Here is a 16,989-nt window from a genome sequence, read left to right as displayed (position 1 = left end):
GAGCTCCTAAACGGAGCTCTTATTATTTATGTAAAAATCTTTTTAAACGACTTGAAAAATGATGCTTTTTCTTTTTTTTCAATAATTCACGTGCTTGGATAGCTTCAGGATTATATTTTTTAGTTATAACTTTTTTAGGTGAATTAATAATTTTACGTTTAGCATAGCGTTTATTGCTTGCTGCATCCATTGCGATATCAGGGCGCATATAATAGAGTTTTTCATCAGTGTAAGAATTTAAAATAAAAACAAAAATATCATTAATATCACAGATAGCGCGCCAAGCTTGTCCTTTAGAAAACTTATAATTTTGATCGTGAACAGCATCATTACCAAACCGTCTAACTTCATTAATTAAGTTGATAATACTTAATGGATAATTAAGCTGCGCTTGCAAGTATTTTGTATCACTACGTAAACTGCGTCTTTCATCCCTATTAGTAAGAGGATAATATTTGTTCAAATTTTCTAAATCAAAAATCTTTTTAACAATATTTTCTGCTAATAAGCGAGCATTAATCATTACTTCACGATAATATTCTAAGTCGTAAAGCTTTAATAATTTACTAGCAGGTTTATATTCGCTTGCAAAGATTGGGTTATTTTTTAAATAATTAAAATTTAATTCGGCCATAGTTTTTCCTCCAAACCTAACTAAAGTTTACAAAGATTTTTTGATTTAAGCAAAAATTTATTGACAAATTTATCAAATTATCATACTGTATTATATAAATAATACAGTATGATAATTTTGCAATGAAAGGGAATAATTATGTCAAAAGTCGTAAATGTAGATTCAGTAACTAAAACATACGGTAAAAAAGGTGAAAAGCAATACCAAGCTTTAAAAGGAGTAAACTTTTCAGTAGAAAATGGAGAATTCGTTGCAATTATGGGTGCTTCTGGCTCTGGTAAAACAACTCTTCTCAACATTCTTTCAACGCTTGATAAACCAACTACTGGTAATGTTATTATCAACAATCGTGATATTAATACTCTTAATTCAAATGAAATGGCAGATTTTCGTAGTAAAGAAATTGGATTTATCTTTCAAGATTTTAACTTATTAGAAAACTTAACTAACCGTGAAAACATTGCTCTTCCACTTAGTTTACAAGGCGTATCTGCTTCTAAAATTGATAAATTAGTTAATGCAATTGCTAAGAAACTTAATATTGAAGGAATTTTAAGTAAGTATCCAGCTGAAATTTCTGGTGGTCAAAAGCAACGCGTTGCTTCAGCTCGCGCTCTTGTTCATGAACCAGCTATCTTGCTTGGAGACGAACCAACAGGAGCTTTGGATTCCAAGTCAGCTACTGAATTATTAGAAACTATGAAAACTTTGAATGAACGTGATAAGGTTTCTATTTTGATGGTAACTCATGATCCATATTCTGCTTCATATGTACAAAGGATTTTATTTATTAAAGACGGTAAGATTGGTAAAGAATTGAAACGTGAAAATAAGACTCGTGAAGAATTTTATCAAGATATTATTGCGGAACTTGGTAGAAATTAAGGAGGAAAAATATGTTGTGGAAGCTTTCTTTTACAGGACTAAAAAGCCGATTTAAAGACTATGCTGTCTTGTTTTCAGGTTTAACTTTATCAGCAGCAATATTTTACATGTTTTTAACTTTGGCACTTAATCCAAGTTTTTTAAAGAAAAATCTAGTTATTGCTTTTCAAACAACACAGCTTGTATTTGGAGTAGGGATTGTTTTATTATCTTTAATTACTTTAGTTTATACAGTTTATGCGAATAGTTTTTTGCTAAGTATGCGCAAGCATGATTATGGAATATACATGATGCTTGGGGCGCGAAATTCTAAAATTGGTCGTTTGATTTTTACTGAAACTTTGATTATTGGTATTCTTGCAACAATTTTGGGTGAAGTGATTGGAATATTGCTAACACAAGGAGTATCTACTCTTTTAGTTAATCAATTAGGGTTAAAGATTAGCCAATTTGTAGGTTTTTATATTCCAGCCCTAGTTTGGACTTTAGTTTTCTTTGTTGTATTATTTTTCTTAGCGGCAATTTGGAATAGTATTAAATTACGTAAGACAAAAGTTATTGATTTAGTTCATGAAGATCAAAAGCCAGTCAAGTTATCTAAACATCCTATTTGGCGCAGTATTGAAATTATTAGTGGTATTATTCTTTTGGTAATTGGTTATTGGTCAATGGCAAATTATAAAAGTTTGAGAACTAATTCTATCTTTATTGGCTTTATAACAATTACCTTAGGTTCATATTTCTTATTTGCTTCTTTGTCTACAACTGCAATTACATTTTTAGAAAATCGCCACGCATTTTCTTATAAAAAGCTTCGTGTGTTTACAATTGGACAATTAAAATTCAGAATTCATGATTACAATCGAATTTTAACAGTTGTTTCTTTACTTTTTGCTTTGGCACTTGGTGCAATTACTGTTGGTCTCAACTTCAGCAATTTAACTGACCAAACTATGAAAGCAAATTATTATGATGTAGTCTTGTTTAACAAAAATAAGTCAGTAGATAAAAAATTAAAGCACGTAGATGTGCGTCAAAAGACAACTCTTAATTACAAACTTTTAACTAAAAAACAAAAAGATACTAATGATAAAGAAGTAGTATATGTAAGTGGTAATGATATTAATAAAAATAAAATCAAAGTTCAAAGCTATAATATGAAGGATGCAACCCCATCTTATACTACAGTTACATTAACTACTAAAAACTTAAATCAGAAAAACGAGATAAAGCGATATAACTTGCAACAGCAATTATTAAGTGTATTTCCAGTATCATTTGATGCGGAATTAAAGATTGTTTCTCAAAAGAAGTTTAATAGTTTAAAGCTTAAACAAAAGCAGGTTGATTTGCTTTTGGTAAATGATTTTAAGAAGAACTTTAATAATATTGAAGAATTGCAAAATGCAGCTCTTCCTAAAAATATAAATCCAGAAATGAAGGATATATTATTGACAGGAACTAAGTCAGGTTCATATCGTCCAGTTCTAATGATTGCATCTGGATTTGAATTTATGGGCTTCTTCTTAGGAATAGCATTTTTAGCAATGCTTGCTTCAACTTTAATGTTTAAAGTATTATCAGGAGCAGGCGCTGATAAGCCTCGTTATAAGATGCTTTGGAAGATGGGAGCACGAAAGAAATTGCTTAAGAAGTCTATTTCCCAGGAAATAGGAGTATTGTTTGCTCTTCCAGCTGTTATAGGAATTATAGATGTCTTGTTTGGCTTACAATTCTTTAAGAGTTTGTTAGCTAATCCATATGATAAAATTTGGATTCCATTTACAATTTTCTTGATTCTTTATTTCTTGTATTACTTAATTACAGTTAAACTTTATGAAGGAATTGTACTAGAAAAAGACTAAAAAAGTCTCGACTATTGCCGAGACTTTTTTTATTAAGCATGCATTTTATTATAAGAAGTAATTTTCATTTTACCCTTATCATCCATAGTCATCATAGTAATTGAAGCGTTGCGAGGTCCTTGACTGATATCAATATCAGTTCCGTAGTGATCAACAATACTACGAATTGTAAAGCCGTGAGTTACCAGTAAAATATTTTCTGCGCCATCAAGTTCACTAATCATTCTGAATCCTTGATCTACTCGTTCCCAATATTCTTGAGCATTTTCTGCTTCATGATAAGGGTCAGCTTCTTTGATCCAATCTTTGATAGTATCAATTCGCTCTTCTTTTAACATTTCATGACGGTCTTCATATCCATGTGGTCCGCCAATCATTCGCCAGGCCATTTCAGAATCCATTCCTTCAAAATAACCATAAAATTGTTCACGGAAGAATGGACTGGCAATATGTTGTAATTCATCTTTATTTATATTATGCTTCATGATTAATTCACAAGTATCACTAGCACGCTTTAAATCACTTGAAAGGGCAATATCAAATGGAATTTGAGCTAAGTTTTTTCCAGCTTCTTCAGCTCCTTCAACACCTAAAGTAGTCAAAGGTGTGTCGCACCAGCCTTGCATTTTGTTATAACGATTGATAAAAGTTTGTCCATGTCGAACAATATATATTCTTTTCATAGCTTTCTCCTTAAATAAAAAACAATCACTTATATTGTAATAGAAGTGATTGCGAATAAAAAATTAATTTTCTTTATAAATTTTTTTGACAGCAGCAATATCACGTGGCTGAATGGTATAAATAGAACCTTTTGGGTACATAACTGAAACCTTATTAGTATGATTAAGACCAATCGCATGGCCTAACTCATGTTCTGCAGTATTAATAATGCGGCTGTCGCTGTAACCATACCAGCTATTTTGCAGATAATAACGATTTAGATGGACTTTAGCTTTTAATAAGTGTTTGGTAACAGGATTGTATGTAGTTGAAGTAACACCAGCTGCGCTTGTTGAACTGTCGTCAATTACACTGACAACAATTTGTGCATTAGCTTTATCATTTACTTCATGAAAGGTAAATGCTCCAGTTCTATTCCAAGCATTCATTGCATCTATGCTTGCAGAACGTAATTGAGGATTATTTTTAATATTGATATAAACTCTGGCTTCTGGCTTTGACCAGCTACCAACATTCTCGTTATTAGTTTTTTCTTTAGAAATACCTTGCTGGTTATCATTTGAACTAATTGATGAATTATTAAACTTTGGAATATTTATATTTCCAGTAGAAAATATTTTATTAATTCGCTGACTAATAGTTGTAAGTGAATCATTAGTAGCTATTCTGACATTAGTATTATTTTCATAAGTCCAAAAAAACAGGACTAATACTAATAACAATAAAATATTTCTCAAAAAACGGAAAAATGATTTCATATTTTATCAACTCCATTTTTAGAATTATAAACCTAAATGGTGAAATTTTTATAAACATTTGCTTATGTTTTATTAGCATAATGTTAATTATTAGGATGATGAGATAAATAATGATAAAATAATATACAAGCTTTTTTGGAAGGTGACAATATGACTGAAAAAACAAGTGAAGAACAATATGAACAAACCCATCTTGATTATGTAATGGGTCTTATTAAAAATAAAGAAAAAGAACTTAAAAAGTCTATCAAATCAGCAGAAGGAGAGGCACGCGAGCTTAATTCACATTTTTTTGATGATGTAAAACTTGACTATGATGGCTACTCTACTTCAATGGAAACAGCCTTATCTATTCACCAACAGCAGCAACTCTTAAGTGAACGTGAACATGCTTGGCAACATTCTGCAAAGCAGCTTGATACAATTGAACGCTTAGAAAAGAAGCCTTATTTTGCTAGAGTTGATTTTACTGAAAAAGGGTCAAAACCAGAAACTATTTATATTGGTCTTGGCTCTTTTGCTGATACTGAGGATCACTTTTTAGTTTATGATTGGCGTGCTCCAATTTCTTCGATTTATTACGATGGAAAACTGGGCAATGTTACTTATAATTCACCAGCTGGAGAAGTAACAGTTGACATGACTAAAAAGCGTCAATTTATGATTGAAAATGGTAAAATCATCAACATGTTTGATACCAATGAATCTATTGGAGATCAGATGCTTTTAGAAGCTTTATCTGAAAAATCAAGCACACAAATGAAGTCAATTGTAACTACAATTCAGCAAGAACAAAATAAAATTATTCGTAACACTAGTGCAGATCTTTTATTTGTACAAGGTGCTGCAGGATCGGGTAAAACAAGTGCGATTTTGCAAAGAATTGCATATTTATTGTATCGCTATCGCGGTAATTTAACTTCAAGTGATGTAATCATGTTTAGTCCTAATCAATTATTTAATGATTATATCAAGAATGTGTTACCTGAAATGGGTGAGCAAAATATGGTACAAATGACATATTGGCAGTTTGTATCTAGACGTTTACCTGGAATGAATGTTGAAAATCTTTTTAAACAATTTGAAGATAAAACAGCAGATACAACAATTGGCGCCTTTAAGGACTCAGTTAACTTTTTTAATTTAGTAACTCGTTATGCGAAGCACCTGAATAAGCGAGGAATGGTTTTCAAGAATATTTATTTCCGTGATAAGAAAAAGCCATATTTTGATAAGGAAAAAATCAAAGAAATATACTATTCTTTCAATGATAATTACAAATTAGCTAATAGAATTGATGCAACTCGTGAAGAATTAGTTAAATTGCTTAATCGAAAGATTGCACCAGAAGTTAAGAAAAAATGGGTTTCTGAGACGATTGAAGGCTTGAGTAAAGAAGAATTGAACAGTCTGTATGATAGACCAGATCAGGAATTTGCTTCAGAAACTGAAGAAGAAAAGTTTTTAGGTAGAAAAATCGTTGTTAAGGAATTGAAGAAAGTTAATCGTCGAATTAACCATAATCAGTTTATTAATATGCGTGCTCAATACTTGCGCTTTTTACGTGCGGTTCCAAAGATGACTGATTTAAGTAAGTGGGAAATTTCAGAAGACTCATGGAATAAACACGTTGAAGAAGTTAAGGAAGGCTTTAAAAATCGCGATATTCATATGAATGATGTTTCTGCATATTTATATCTTTATGATTTAGTAACTGGTCGCAGGACTAATTATGAAATGCGTTATGCTTTTATTGATGAAATTCAAGATTATACTCCTTTCCAATTAGCATATCTTAAGTTTAACTTTCCGCGAGCTAAGTTCACAATGCTGGGAGATTTGAATCAAGCAATCTTTACTAAAGATGAAAGCCGTAGTCTTTTAAAGCAAATTTCTGGTTTGTTTGATCCTGAAAAAACAGATGTAGTGCAACTAACTAAGTCATATCGTTCAACTAAAGAAATTACAGACTTTACTAAACAGATTCTACGTGAAGGAGAAAAAATTGAATCCTTTAATCGCCGTGGTCCAAAGCCTGTAATTTGGGGAAGAAAAAATGATGAACAAGCAATTGATGTAGCAGTGCAAATTTTAAATGATAATAATAAAAATAAGCAAACTACAGCAGTAATTACTAAGGACTTAGCGAGTGCAAAGTATGTTAGTGAAAAGTTAAAAGAAAAAGGTGAAAAAGCAACCTTAATTGCTACAGCTAATCAGCGTTTAGTACCTGGAACTTTAATTGTGCCATCATATCTTGCTAAGGGATTAGAATTTGATTCAGTTATTATGTGGGATGCATCTAAAAAGAATTATCATGAACTTGATGAAACTCAATTAGTTTATACGATAACTTCACGTGCGATGTATAAGTTGGACATTATTTATACTGGAGAAAAAAGTCCCCTTCTTGATGTTAACGAGCAAACTTATGATGAAAAGTAAGTAAAGCTGTTGACAAAGGTGTCAGTATCATATAATATTGAAGAATATTAAAACAACTTAGAACAGAACTAGTAATTCACTGACCGCTAATAGAGAGTCTTTGATGGTGGAAATGAGATAACGGCGTGGATGAATCACATCTGTGAGTTGACTCCTTGAAAAAACAGTAGAGCAGTCCGGGTAGCCCGTTACAGCTAAAGGTTTATTAACGAACTTATCAAGGCAGTTTGATGTGAATCAGCTGTAAATATGAGGTGGAACCGCGGAATAATTCGCCCTCTTAGACTATGTGTCTAGGAAGGCGTTTTTTGTTAGTAAACTTAGTGAGGCAGTTTAGTGTGAGCTAACTGTGAACACGAGGTGGGAACACGCAATTTTACGTCCTCTTGATTATATCAAGAGGACTTTTTTATTAAAAAAGTAGGTGGAATTATGGAGTATATTATGCAGATTATGCCGGCGCTTTTAGCTGGTGTATTAATGACGTTAAAGGTTTTCTTTTGGACATTAGTTTTAGCTATGCCGCTGGGAGTTTTAGTTGCGCTTGGAGAAATGAGTAAAATTAAACCTGTTAAATGGTTAGTAGAATTTTATGTATGGATAATGCGAGGAACTCCACTTTTATTGCAATTGATATTTGTATTTTATGGGTTACCGATTTTACATATTGTTTTTCCACGTTATCAAGCTGCACTTTTGGCTTTTGTGCTTAATTATGCTGCATATTTTGCTGAAATTTTTAGAGGAGGATTGCAGTCAATTAATGAGGGACAATTTGAAGCGGCTCAAGTTTTGCGTTTAAATAAGTTTCAAACAATGACTCATATTATTATTCCCCAGGTTATAAAAATTGTGTTGCCTTCAATTGGAAATGAAGTTATTAACTTAGTTAAAGATTCATCTTTAGTTTATGTAATTGGACTGGGAGACTTACTTAGAGCGGGAAATGTTGCGATGGCACGTGATGTAACCCTAGTTCCATTAGTAATCGTAGCAGCAATCTACCTGCTTTTGATTAGTATTTGTGCATTTTTACAAAAGAAAGTGGAAAAGCACTTTAGTTATTACAAGTAGAGGTAAAGAATATGTTAGAAGTTAAAAATTTATGTAAAGCTTTTAATGGACGTGAAATTTTAAAAAATATTTCTTTCACTTTACAAGATGGTGAAATTTTAACAATTGTTGGTCCATCTGGTGCCGGTAAAACTACTTTGCTTCGAATTATTGCAGGACTAGAAACTAAGGATAGTGGCGAAATTTTAATTGATGGAAAAAGTTATGATTCTGGTAAAGTAGGAGTCGTTTTTCAGGATTATAATCTTTTTCCTAATTTAAGTGTGATGCAAAATATAACTTTAGCACCAAGGCTTGTCCTAAAAAAAAGTACGGAAGAAGCAGATAAAGAAGCAGAACAATTACTAAAAACTTTGCAAATGATGGGACATGAAAAGCAATATCCTTATCAATTATCTGGTGGACAAAAGCAGCGAATTGCAATTGCAAGAGCGTTAGCAATGCAGCCAAAAATTCTTTGCTACGATGAACCAACCAGTGCTCTTGATCCAACTTTAAGAAAAGAAGTTGAAAAGATGATTTTGAACTTAAAAAAGACAGGATTAACTCAAGTAATTATTACTCATGATTTAACATTTGCAAATAATGTTGCTGACCAAGTATTAAAGGTTAAACCATTGAGTGAGGATTAATGATGAAGAAAATTGTACTTTTTTTGTCTCTAATATTAATATCTTTGGGGCTAGCTGGATGTAGTAATGTACAAAAAGAAGCAAATACTACAGATACATGGTCAAAAATTGTTAAGAATAAAACTGTCGTTGTTGGATTAGATGATTCTTTTGTGCCGATGGGTTTTTCTCAAAAAAATGGTCAACTTGCAGGTTATGATGTTGACTTAGCAAGAGAAGTGTTTAAGCAATACGGAATAAAGGTGAATTTTCAGACAATTGATTGGTCAATGAATGCAACTGAACTTCGTAACGGTACAATTGACTTAATTTGGAATGGCTATAGTATTACACCAGAGCGTGAAGAAAAAGTTATGTTTAGTAGACCATATTTAAAAAATCGTCAAGTATTAGTAGTTAAACGTGATAGCAATGTTCATAATTTTAAGCAGATGAAGAGTAAGGAACTTGGTATGCAGACGGGGTCTACTGCTGAACAATGGTATGAAGGAAAGCAAAATGTACTTCGTGCAAAAAAGGCAGTCTTATATGATCAAGTGCCAAATTCTTTCTTAGATCTTAATGCTAATCGAATCCAAGGAATTCTTTTAGACGAAGTGTATGCTAATTATTATATTGCTCATCAAGCAAATAAAGATGCGTATCGAGTAATTATCAATGACAAGGTTCCAGCAGATTATTTTGCAGTGGGGATGCGTAAGGGCGATAAAACACTGCGTAAGAAAATCAATTATGCTTTGGGTCAATTGCAAAAAAATGGTAAGTTAGAAAAATTAAATAAAAAGTGGTTTGGCAGACAATCAAATTATTTAGGAAGAGACTAAAAAGACTAGCATAAAAGCTAGTCTTTTAGTTTAGATAAAATTGTTGGAGCTATAGTTTTAACTAAGAGCTGATTACCTTTATCAGTTAAGTGTTGACCATCTGCTTGGTAGTAAGAAGAAATATCAGATAAACTAGAAAAAGCAGAAATCATATCAATAAATGGAATATGATTTTGCTTGGCAATATGTTTTGCGACTTGATTAAAATTTGCAATGTTTTGATAAAATTGATTAATTTCAAAATTATTTGGATCAGGTGGAAAAGGTCCAACAATAATGCACTTCTGAGGGCCGATATAATCAATCAGAGTTTGTAAATTGCTAGAATAATTTTTAAGGCTGACACCCCACCCACTTGAAGCATCATTAGTGCCATATTCAATGACAACTAGATTGCTACTAGAGTCTAATTGTTTTAAATAATCTAGTCCCTCAACCGTAGTGGCACCGCTTTTAGAAAGATTGATTACTTGGATATTATTTCCCAAGAAATTTTGAAAAAGATTAGTAACTAAATTAGTATTTTGATGATTACGAAAACCATTGAAAATAGAATCGCCGAAAAGAATCGTTTTTTTCATATTTTGCTCCTTTTCCTCTATAATAAACTAAATAGAATTAATTAAGAGGAATTTTTATGAAAAATTATACATGCTTTAATAGAGATGAATGGGCTGCATTGGCTCCTAAGAATAAGGCCGAAATTACTAAGGAAGAACTTTTAAATATTAAATCATTAGGGGATGTTGTTGATTTAACTGATGTTCATGAAATATACACTAGCTTAATTAGTTATCTTTATTTAGTTTATAAAGAAAAGCGTCATACCCAACATGCTCAAGAAAGTTTTTTACATAAGAAATTAAAACTTGCTCCTTTTATCATTGGTATTTCTGGCTCGGTTGCTGTTGGAAAATCAACAACTGCTAGACTTTTGCAATTATTGTTAAGTAGAACTTATCCAGAATTAAAAGTACATTTAATGACCACGGATGGTTTTATTTATCCCAATCAAGAATTACGTCGTAAAAATTTAATGTCACGTAAAGGTTTTCCAGAAAGCTACAATATGACTATGTTGAGTGACTTTTTGAAAGATGTTTTAAGTGGAAAAGATGATATTGTATATCCATTATATTCTCAAGAATTAAGTGATATTGTCCCAGGAAAATATGGTCATGTACAAAATCCCGATATTTTGATTATGGAGGGTATTAATACATTACAATTACCCAAGAGTGGTCAAGTTGTGACAAGTGACTTTTTTGATTTTTCTTTATATATTGATGCTGAAGAAGATATGATTGAAAAATGGTACTTGCAACGATTTGAAAAAGTTCTAGACTTAAATAAAAATAATAAGAATAATTACTATTATGAAATGGCCAATGGCCCAAGAGAAGATGCCTTAAAATATGCCGAAGAAGTGTGGCAAATGATTAATTTAGTTAATTTGCGCCAATATATTGCTCCAACTAAGCAAAGAGCTAGTTTGATTTTACATAAAACAACAGGACATTTAATAGATAGCATATATTTACGTCATTTTTAAATTAATTTGGTACAATTGAATTAAAGGAGAATTTTTATGGTACAAGCAATTAATTTAAAAAAGGGTATGGTATTTACCCAAGAAGGAAAGTTAATCAGTGTTATTAAAGCAAATCACCATAAGCCTGGTAAAGGCAACACTGTTATGCAAATGGATTTGCGTGATATAAAGACAGGTGCTGTTGTTCATAAGACAATGCGTCCAAGTGAAAAAGTAGACTTGGTTGAAATGACTAAAAAGAAAGCTCAATATCTTTATGGTGAAGGTGATCTTTACACCTTTATGGATACTGAAACTTATGAACAATATGAAGTGCCAAGTGATATTTTAGGTGATGATAAATTATATCTAATTCCTAATATTGTTGTTGATTTGGACTTTGTTAATGATACTGATTTAATTGGGGTAAATCTTCCAGCAACTGTTGCTTTAACAGTTAAAGAAACTCAACCAGAAATTAAGGGTGCTACTGCTGCTGGTGGTGGTAAGCCAGCAACTATGGAAACTGGTTTGGTTGTAACAGTTCCTGACTTCATTAAGGAAGGCGAAAAGATTATCGTTAATACTGCAGAAGGTACATATAAATCTCGTGCAGATAGTCAAGCTCATTAAACAAAAAAACTAGCCAACTTTGGCTAGTTTTTTTGTTGCTATAAGCTAATTAAGCCTAAAGCAACAATTGCTGGTAGCATTTGTACTACAAAAATCTTTTTAGTTGCAGTAAAACCACCAAATGCAGCTACTACAATGATAAATCCCATCAATAATTGCCAAATGAGAATAAGAGTTTCTCCTTTTAACATGAAGAATACAATGATAATCATTAAACCTAGCATCCCATTATAAACTCCTTGATTAGCTAGTGCTAAACGAGCAGATTCTTGCTTAGTAAAGTCAGATGACATGTTAAAGACTTTGGCTTGTGTCTCTGGACTTGCAAAAATTTCCAAGTAACAAATTGCGATATGTTCAATTCCAACTAAGAAAACTAAAATCATTCCAATGTTGTGTAAAAGTTCCATTTATTTTTCCTCCGATTGTTTTAATCTTATTATCTCACAATTTTTCTAATTATTGTTGCAAATGCAACAATAAAGATATAAAATATTTTTAAGGATGTGAGAAAATGACCGAAGATATTTTGCATCAAATAGGTACTATTGCAAGAGCGCTTGATTCCATAGCTAATATTGAATTTAAGGAGATTAGCTTAAGTCGAGGTCAATATTTATATTTAGTGCGAGTTTATGAAAATCCAGGTATTATTTCTGATCATTTAGCAAGTATCTTAAATGTTGATCGGACTACTGCTGCTAGAAGCATTCAAAAATTAGTTAAGCAAAATTTGATAAAAAAAGAATCTGATAATGAAAACAAGAAAATACGTCATCTTTTTGTTACAGATCAAGGAAAAGAGCTTGCTAAGTTTATTCAAAGAGAGAACGTTTATTCAAATGAAATGGCACTGAATGGTTTAAGTAATGTTGAAAAAGATGAATTGAAATATCTTTTGCAAATAGTAGAAGAAAATGTCAGCGAAAATTGGAACTTTGTAAAAAATGGAGGAAAGAGGACATATTAATGGACTATTTAATTAAGAATGTAACTAGCAATGATCTTAAGGATTTACAAAATATTTCCCGGGAAACCTTTAAGAAAACTTTTGATCCATTTACTGCTCCAGATGATATGAAGCGATTTTTAGAAGAAGCATATGCCGATAAAAAATTATTGGCAGAAATTAATAATCCACACAGTAGATTTTTCTTTTTGCTGGTAGAAGATGAAGTTGCAGGATATTTAAAGATTAATGATGAAGATGCTCAAACAGAGTCTGTAAAGCCGAATGCACTTGAGGTAGAGAGAATTTATTTAAGAAGTAAGTTTCAGCATAAAGGCTTAGGCTTAGTTTTAATAAAACTTGCAGAAAAAATAGCCCGTGAAGAAAATCGTGACTATATGTGGCTTGGAGTCTATGAAAAGAATATAAATGCGCAAAAGTTTTATAAGCGAGATGGCTTTGAGAAAGTAAGTCAACATGTTTATCAAGTTGGGGATGATCCTCAGATTGATTATATTTTAGCTAAAAATTTGCATTAAAAAAGACAGTTCAATTGAACTGTCTAGTGCTTAATCATCGTCATGTTCAGTGTCGATGATTTTTTTATTTTGAGCATCAATTTTTACTTCTGTTTTTTGATGACCATCATCGACTTTTACTTCCCAGTAAGCATTATTATTATCTTGTTCTAATTTCCATTCAGTACTTGTGCTATTTTTGACATGCTTTTCAGCAAGTTTGCTTGCTTCATCTCGAGAAATCACTTTATCAAAGTTAAGGCCTTGTTTAAGATGTTCATCTAAATCTAGAGTTTCAGAATGTTTGTTAATTATCTTGCCGCTATTAGCATCAATTGTCATAGTATATTCTTTTGTAGAATCAAAGCCTTCAATTTCGTAGACATAATTACCATTTTCTACTTTTAAATCAATATCTTTGATTTTCTTATCATTATAATCTTTATCAAAAATATTAAGAGCTTTAGTCTGGCTGATATTAATTTGAGAAGTCTTTACTTTAGCTTTGGTTTTGTTAACAGCTTTTTCAGTTTTACTTTTTGTGCTACTGCTGCTTTGAGTACTTGATTTTGAAGAAGTGTCATTTTCAGATTTGTTAGAACAGGCTACTGTACTAAGAGATAAAATTCCAAGAAGAGTAAAGGATGATGTTAGACGAATTAGTTTAGTTCTTTTCATGATTTTCTCCTTAAAAATATAGTTATAGTTTTAAAATAATTATATCCGTAAAGAGACACTGTGTCACTTTATTTGAATTGATATTATCAAATTCTTAAATTTTAAAGTGAAAAAATAAGCCACTAATGTGACTTATAATAATTATTCGCCTTTAAAAGAACCATCTTCTACTTCACGAATAAAGTCAGCTAAGTGCTTATAATAAACATCTGGATTATCAACCATATGATGGTGACCTCCATCTGGAGTTGTAACTAAGCGTGAATTAGGAATTTCTTTTTGCATTGTTTTAGCAGTAGAAATTGGCATAGTTTCATTTTCACCGAAAGTAATTAAAGTAGGAACCTTAATATTTTTTAATTGATCACGGAAGTGCCAGTCCTTAAGTTTACCAGTAATTACAAATTCATTATCACCTTGAAAGGCGTTATAAACAGCACTGCCACCAATATCTTTTAAGTGATAAAGCTTAGAAGGTTGCTTTCTATCAACAAAGTTGATATTTAAAATTTGAACATCATCTTGATAACGTTGGTTGTCGTAATCGTTATTTTTTTCACATTCATGCATAAAGTCAATTTCAGTTTGTGGAAGTACTTCTTGACGACGACGATTAACACTAGCAACATATTCATCAATTTCATCAACCATTGAAGAAATAATAGCACCCTTTAAATGTTGACCGTATTTAACTGCGTATTCTTGTACTAAAAGGCCACCCCAACTTTGACCAATTAAGTAAAAGTTATCCAGGCCCAATTTTCTACGAACTTCATCAACTTCATCTAAAAAATATTCATAAGTTAAATATTTTTTAGCAATTTCTGGGTCAGAATAATCAGGTTGATCTGAATAAAGAGAACCTAATTGGTCATACATAGTAACTTGAACATTTAAGCCTTGCTTTTTTAATTGTTCTGCCGCATCTTCCCAGTATTCGTGGTTTCCTCCAGGGCCACCATGAAGAGCGAGTAAATGGATATCACCTTCACCTTGGGTATTGGTCCATAAGTGATAACCATTATCTAAAGTAATGATTTTACTACCAGTTTGCATAATTTTCTCCTTTTTTTATAATCTTTTACATTTTATTTTAACTCATAATATAATTTCTAGCCAATTTGTGAAACTTGCCCTTTTTTGCGTATAATATAGAATATCCCAAACTTTTAAGGAGATTTTGATGAGTTTAAAATATGCTAAAAAAAGCCAGGTGATTTTGTTCACTATCTTAGCAGCAATTAAAGCCTGCAATATAGTTTTTGTTGCTTATATGATTCAGATTATGTTGAATGTGGCATCATCAGGTTCACATGACTATATGCATTTAATTAGATTAGCAATCTTTACGGCAATTGGTCAGTTGGGCTTTATGGCTAGCAACTTTATTTATGAAACAGTGAAAATGACAATTGTGCGTGATGTTAATATGGTTTTTAAGCGTGCTAATCTTGCATATTTAGTTGATCAAGGGGAACCAGATATTAAGAATGGGTTGTCATTGATGACTAATGATTTAAAGCAAATTGAGACTAATCGAGTTAATGCTCAACTTGATATGATTTTACAATCGCTTACCTTTATTGGAGCTATTAGTTTTGCGTTTTATAGTTCATGGCAAATGACAGTTGTGTTTGTAGTAGCAATGATTGCACCCGCAATTATTCAACTCATTACTAGTCCGATTATTACTCGTAAGTCGGATATTTGGGCAAAGAAAAATGCAATATATACTCAAAGTGTTTCTGATTCATTAAATGGTGCTCAGTCAGCCAAACTATATAATGTTCGTTCAAATATCGTAACTCGAGCTGCTAAAGCTGCACAAAATATGGAAAATGCTTTGAGAAATATGTCTTTGACGCAAGCTTGGGCATTGGAGTTGATTTATTCAGCAGCTGAACTATTTTGCTTTATTATTCCATGTACAATTGGTGGAATTTTAATGATGCAAGGTAAATTAAAAGTCGGAACTTTAGTAATGATGGTAGATTTAGCTATGAACTTTATTACACCAGTTGTGACTCTATTTAACGAATTTAATCAAGTTAAATCTACTGTTCCAATGTGGAAAAAGACTGTTCAAGCTTTAAAGCACCATAGTGAATATAACAAGAAAAAGATTAAGCATTTTGATGGGATGCAGGTTGAAAATTTATCTTATATAACCCGTCAAGACCATAAAAAAGTTTTTGATAACGTAAGCTTAAGTGTTAAGCCAGGTGAAAAAGTACTTTTGATGGCACCAAGTGGTTGGGGAAAGACTACTTTATTGCGATTAATGCTAGGATTAAAAAATCCAAAAACAGGTAAGATTATATTAAATGGTAAAGATGTAACTGGTAATTGGAATCAGGCTCATAATTTCTTTTCTTATGTAAATCAAAAGCCTTTTATGTTTGATGATACCTTACGTTTTAATATTACTTTAGGCAGAAAAGTCGATGATAATTTATTAAAAAGTGTAATTCATGAAGCGGGCTTGGATGAATTGGTTAAAGAACAAGGTTTAGACAAAAACGTTGGAGAAGATGGTAATAGTTTATCAGGGGGCCAAATTCAGCGTGTAGAAATTGCAAGAGCGCTTTTATCAGAACGTCCAATTTTATTAGCTGATGAAGCAACCAGTGCGCTTGACCCGCAATTATCTTTAGCTATTCATGAAACTTTACTCAAGAATCCTAAAGTTGCAGTAATTGAAGTAGCACATAAAATTTCACCTGAAGAAAAAGAAATGTTTGATAAAATTATTCATCTGGATAAGCATCGAATAGAGACAAAGATGTAATTAATATTTAAAAAAATATATAGAATTTTATTTATTCTTGTACTGAAAATGCTTACATAATAAAATTAGCTTATCAAGATAAATAAAAATT

18 protein-coding genes and 1 other annotated feature are annotated in these 16,989 nt (G+C 31.6%); of the genes, 11 read left to right on the top strand and 7 right to left on the bottom strand.

Annotation, left to right across the window (positions count from 1 at the left end; translation table 11 throughout):
- Positions 1-22 precede the first annotated feature (22 nt).
- The gene (locus ACTHPI_RS00665) at positions 23-634 is read right to left on the bottom strand and encodes a hypothetical protein (protein WP_445352256.1); all 612 of its coding nucleotides are present in this window, start codon (positions 632-634) and stop codon (positions 23-25) included.
- A 138-nt stretch (positions 635-772) separates the two neighbouring features.
- Here ACTHPI_RS00665 and ACTHPI_RS00660 point away from each other — a divergent pair, with 138 nt between their 5' ends.
- Both ACTHPI_RS00660 and ACTHPI_RS00655 read left to right on the top strand, forming a co-directional pair.
- A complete protein-coding gene (locus tag ACTHPI_RS00660) occupies positions 773-1,519 on the top strand; it encodes an ABC transporter ATP-binding protein (RefSeq protein ID WP_445352255.1) in 747 nt (248 codons plus the stop codon).
- Between the two features lie 11 nt (positions 1,520-1,530).
- Entirely contained in the window at positions 1,531-3,384 is a 1,854-nt protein-coding gene (locus tag ACTHPI_RS00655; protein ID WP_445352254.1) for an FtsX-like permease family protein, read from the top strand.
- A gap of 32 nt (positions 3,385-3,416) precedes the next feature.
- Here ACTHPI_RS00655 and ACTHPI_RS00650 read toward each other — a convergent pair whose 3' ends face one another.
- Positions 3,417-4,067, bottom strand: coding sequence for a histidine phosphatase family protein (locus ACTHPI_RS00650; RefSeq protein WP_445352253.1), 651 nt, complete (start codon positions 4,065-4,067; stop codon positions 3,417-3,419).
- Positions 4,068-4,130: 63 nt separating this feature from the next.
- On the bottom strand, positions 4,131-4,826 hold the full coding sequence (locus ACTHPI_RS00645; RefSeq protein ID WP_445352252.1) for a matrixin family metalloprotease: 696 nt from the start codon (positions 4,824-4,826) through the stop codon (positions 4,131-4,133).
- 150 nt (positions 4,827-4,976) lie between these two features.
- On the opposite strand from ACTHPI_RS00645, the gene helD reads away from it, so the two are divergent.
- The 4 genes from helD to ACTHPI_RS00625 all read left to right on the top strand — a co-directional run bounded on the left by helD (position 4,977) and on the right by ACTHPI_RS00625 (position 9,801).
- Positions 4,977-7,271 carry an RNA polymerase recycling motor HelD gene (gene helD, locus ACTHPI_RS00640; RefSeq protein ID WP_445352251.1) on the top strand — a complete coding sequence of 765 codons (2,295 nt, stop codon included), beginning with the start codon at positions 4,977-4,979 and terminating at the stop codon, positions 7,269-7,271.
- A gap of 49 nt (positions 7,272-7,320) precedes the next feature.
- Positions 7,321-7,554, top strand: a binding site (T-box leader).
- A gap of 149 nt (positions 7,555-7,703) precedes the next feature.
- On the top strand, positions 7,704-8,345 hold the full coding sequence (locus ACTHPI_RS00635; protein ID WP_445352250.1) for an amino acid ABC transporter permease: 642 nt from the start codon (positions 7,704-7,706) through the stop codon (positions 8,343-8,345).
- Positions 8,346-8,356: 11 nt separating this feature from the next.
- Positions 8,357-8,977 carry an amino acid ABC transporter ATP-binding protein gene (locus ACTHPI_RS00630; protein ID WP_445352249.1) on the top strand — a complete coding sequence of 207 codons (621 nt, stop codon included), beginning with the start codon at positions 8,357-8,359 and terminating at the stop codon, positions 8,975-8,977.
- Between the two features lie 2 nt (positions 8,978-8,979).
- Positions 8,980-9,801 carry an amino acid ABC transporter substrate-binding protein gene (locus ACTHPI_RS00625; RefSeq protein ID WP_445352248.1) on the top strand — a complete coding sequence of 274 codons (822 nt, stop codon included), beginning with the start codon at positions 8,980-8,982 and terminating at the stop codon, positions 9,799-9,801.
- Positions 9,802-9,818: 17 nt separating this feature from the next.
- Here ACTHPI_RS00625 and ACTHPI_RS00620 read toward each other — a convergent pair whose 3' ends face one another.
- Positions 9,819-10,382 (bottom strand): SGNH/GDSL hydrolase family protein, encoded by a 564-nt coding sequence (locus ACTHPI_RS00620; protein ID WP_445352247.1) that lies wholly within the window; start codon positions 10,380-10,382, stop codon positions 9,819-9,821.
- A 56-nt stretch (positions 10,383-10,438) separates the two neighbouring features.
- Here ACTHPI_RS00620 and coaA point away from each other — a divergent pair, with 56 nt between their 5' ends.
- Positions 10,439-11,353 carry a type I pantothenate kinase gene (coaA, locus tag ACTHPI_RS00615; RefSeq protein WP_445352246.1) on the top strand — a complete coding sequence of 305 codons (915 nt, stop codon included), beginning with the start codon at positions 10,439-10,441 and terminating at the stop codon, positions 11,351-11,353.
- Positions 11,354-11,389: 36 nt separating this feature from the next.
- On the top strand, positions 11,390-11,965 hold the full coding sequence (gene efp, locus ACTHPI_RS00610; RefSeq protein WP_445352245.1) for an elongation factor P: 576 nt from the start codon (positions 11,390-11,392) through the stop codon (positions 11,963-11,965).
- Positions 11,966-12,003: 38 nt separating this feature from the next.
- Here efp and ACTHPI_RS00605 read toward each other — a convergent pair whose 3' ends face one another.
- Entirely contained in the window at positions 12,004-12,375 is a 372-nt protein-coding gene (locus ACTHPI_RS00605; protein ID WP_445352244.1) for a DUF1304 domain-containing protein, read from the bottom strand.
- A 104-nt stretch (positions 12,376-12,479) separates the two neighbouring features.
- Here ACTHPI_RS00605 and ACTHPI_RS00600 point away from each other — a divergent pair, with 104 nt between their 5' ends.
- Both ACTHPI_RS00600 and ACTHPI_RS00595 read left to right on the top strand, forming a co-directional pair.
- Entirely contained in the window at positions 12,480-12,935 is a 456-nt protein-coding gene (locus tag ACTHPI_RS00600; protein ID WP_445352243.1) for a MarR family winged helix-turn-helix transcriptional regulator, read from the top strand.
- A complete protein-coding gene (locus tag ACTHPI_RS00595; RefSeq protein ID WP_445352242.1) occupies positions 12,935-13,453 on the top strand; it encodes a GNAT family N-acetyltransferase in 519 nt (172 codons plus the stop codon). The genes ACTHPI_RS00600 and ACTHPI_RS00595 overlap by 1 nt, the downstream gene beginning before the upstream one ends.
- Positions 13,454-13,483: 30 nt before the next feature.
- Here ACTHPI_RS00595 and ACTHPI_RS00590 read toward each other — a convergent pair whose 3' ends face one another.
- The gene (locus ACTHPI_RS00590; RefSeq protein ID WP_445352241.1) at positions 13,484-14,110 is read right to left on the bottom strand and encodes a PepSY domain-containing protein; all 627 of its coding nucleotides are present in this window, start codon (positions 14,108-14,110) and stop codon (positions 13,484-13,486) included.
- A 141-nt stretch (positions 14,111-14,251) separates the two neighbouring features.
- A complete protein-coding gene (locus tag ACTHPI_RS00585; protein ID WP_445352240.1) occupies positions 14,252-15,166 on the bottom strand; it encodes a prolyl aminopeptidase in 915 nt (304 codons plus the stop codon).
- A 127-nt stretch (positions 15,167-15,293) separates the two neighbouring features.
- On the opposite strand from ACTHPI_RS00585, the gene ACTHPI_RS00580 reads away from it, so the two are divergent.
- On the top strand, positions 15,294-16,898 hold the full coding sequence (locus ACTHPI_RS00580; RefSeq protein WP_445352239.1) for an ATP-binding cassette domain-containing protein: 1,605 nt from the start codon (positions 15,294-15,296) through the stop codon (positions 16,896-16,898).
- The last annotated feature ends 91 nt before the right edge of the window (positions 16,899-16,989 follow it).

Source organism: Lactobacillus sp. PSON (assembly GCF_052615405.1).
This window is presented reverse-complemented; position numbering and strand designations above follow the sequence as displayed.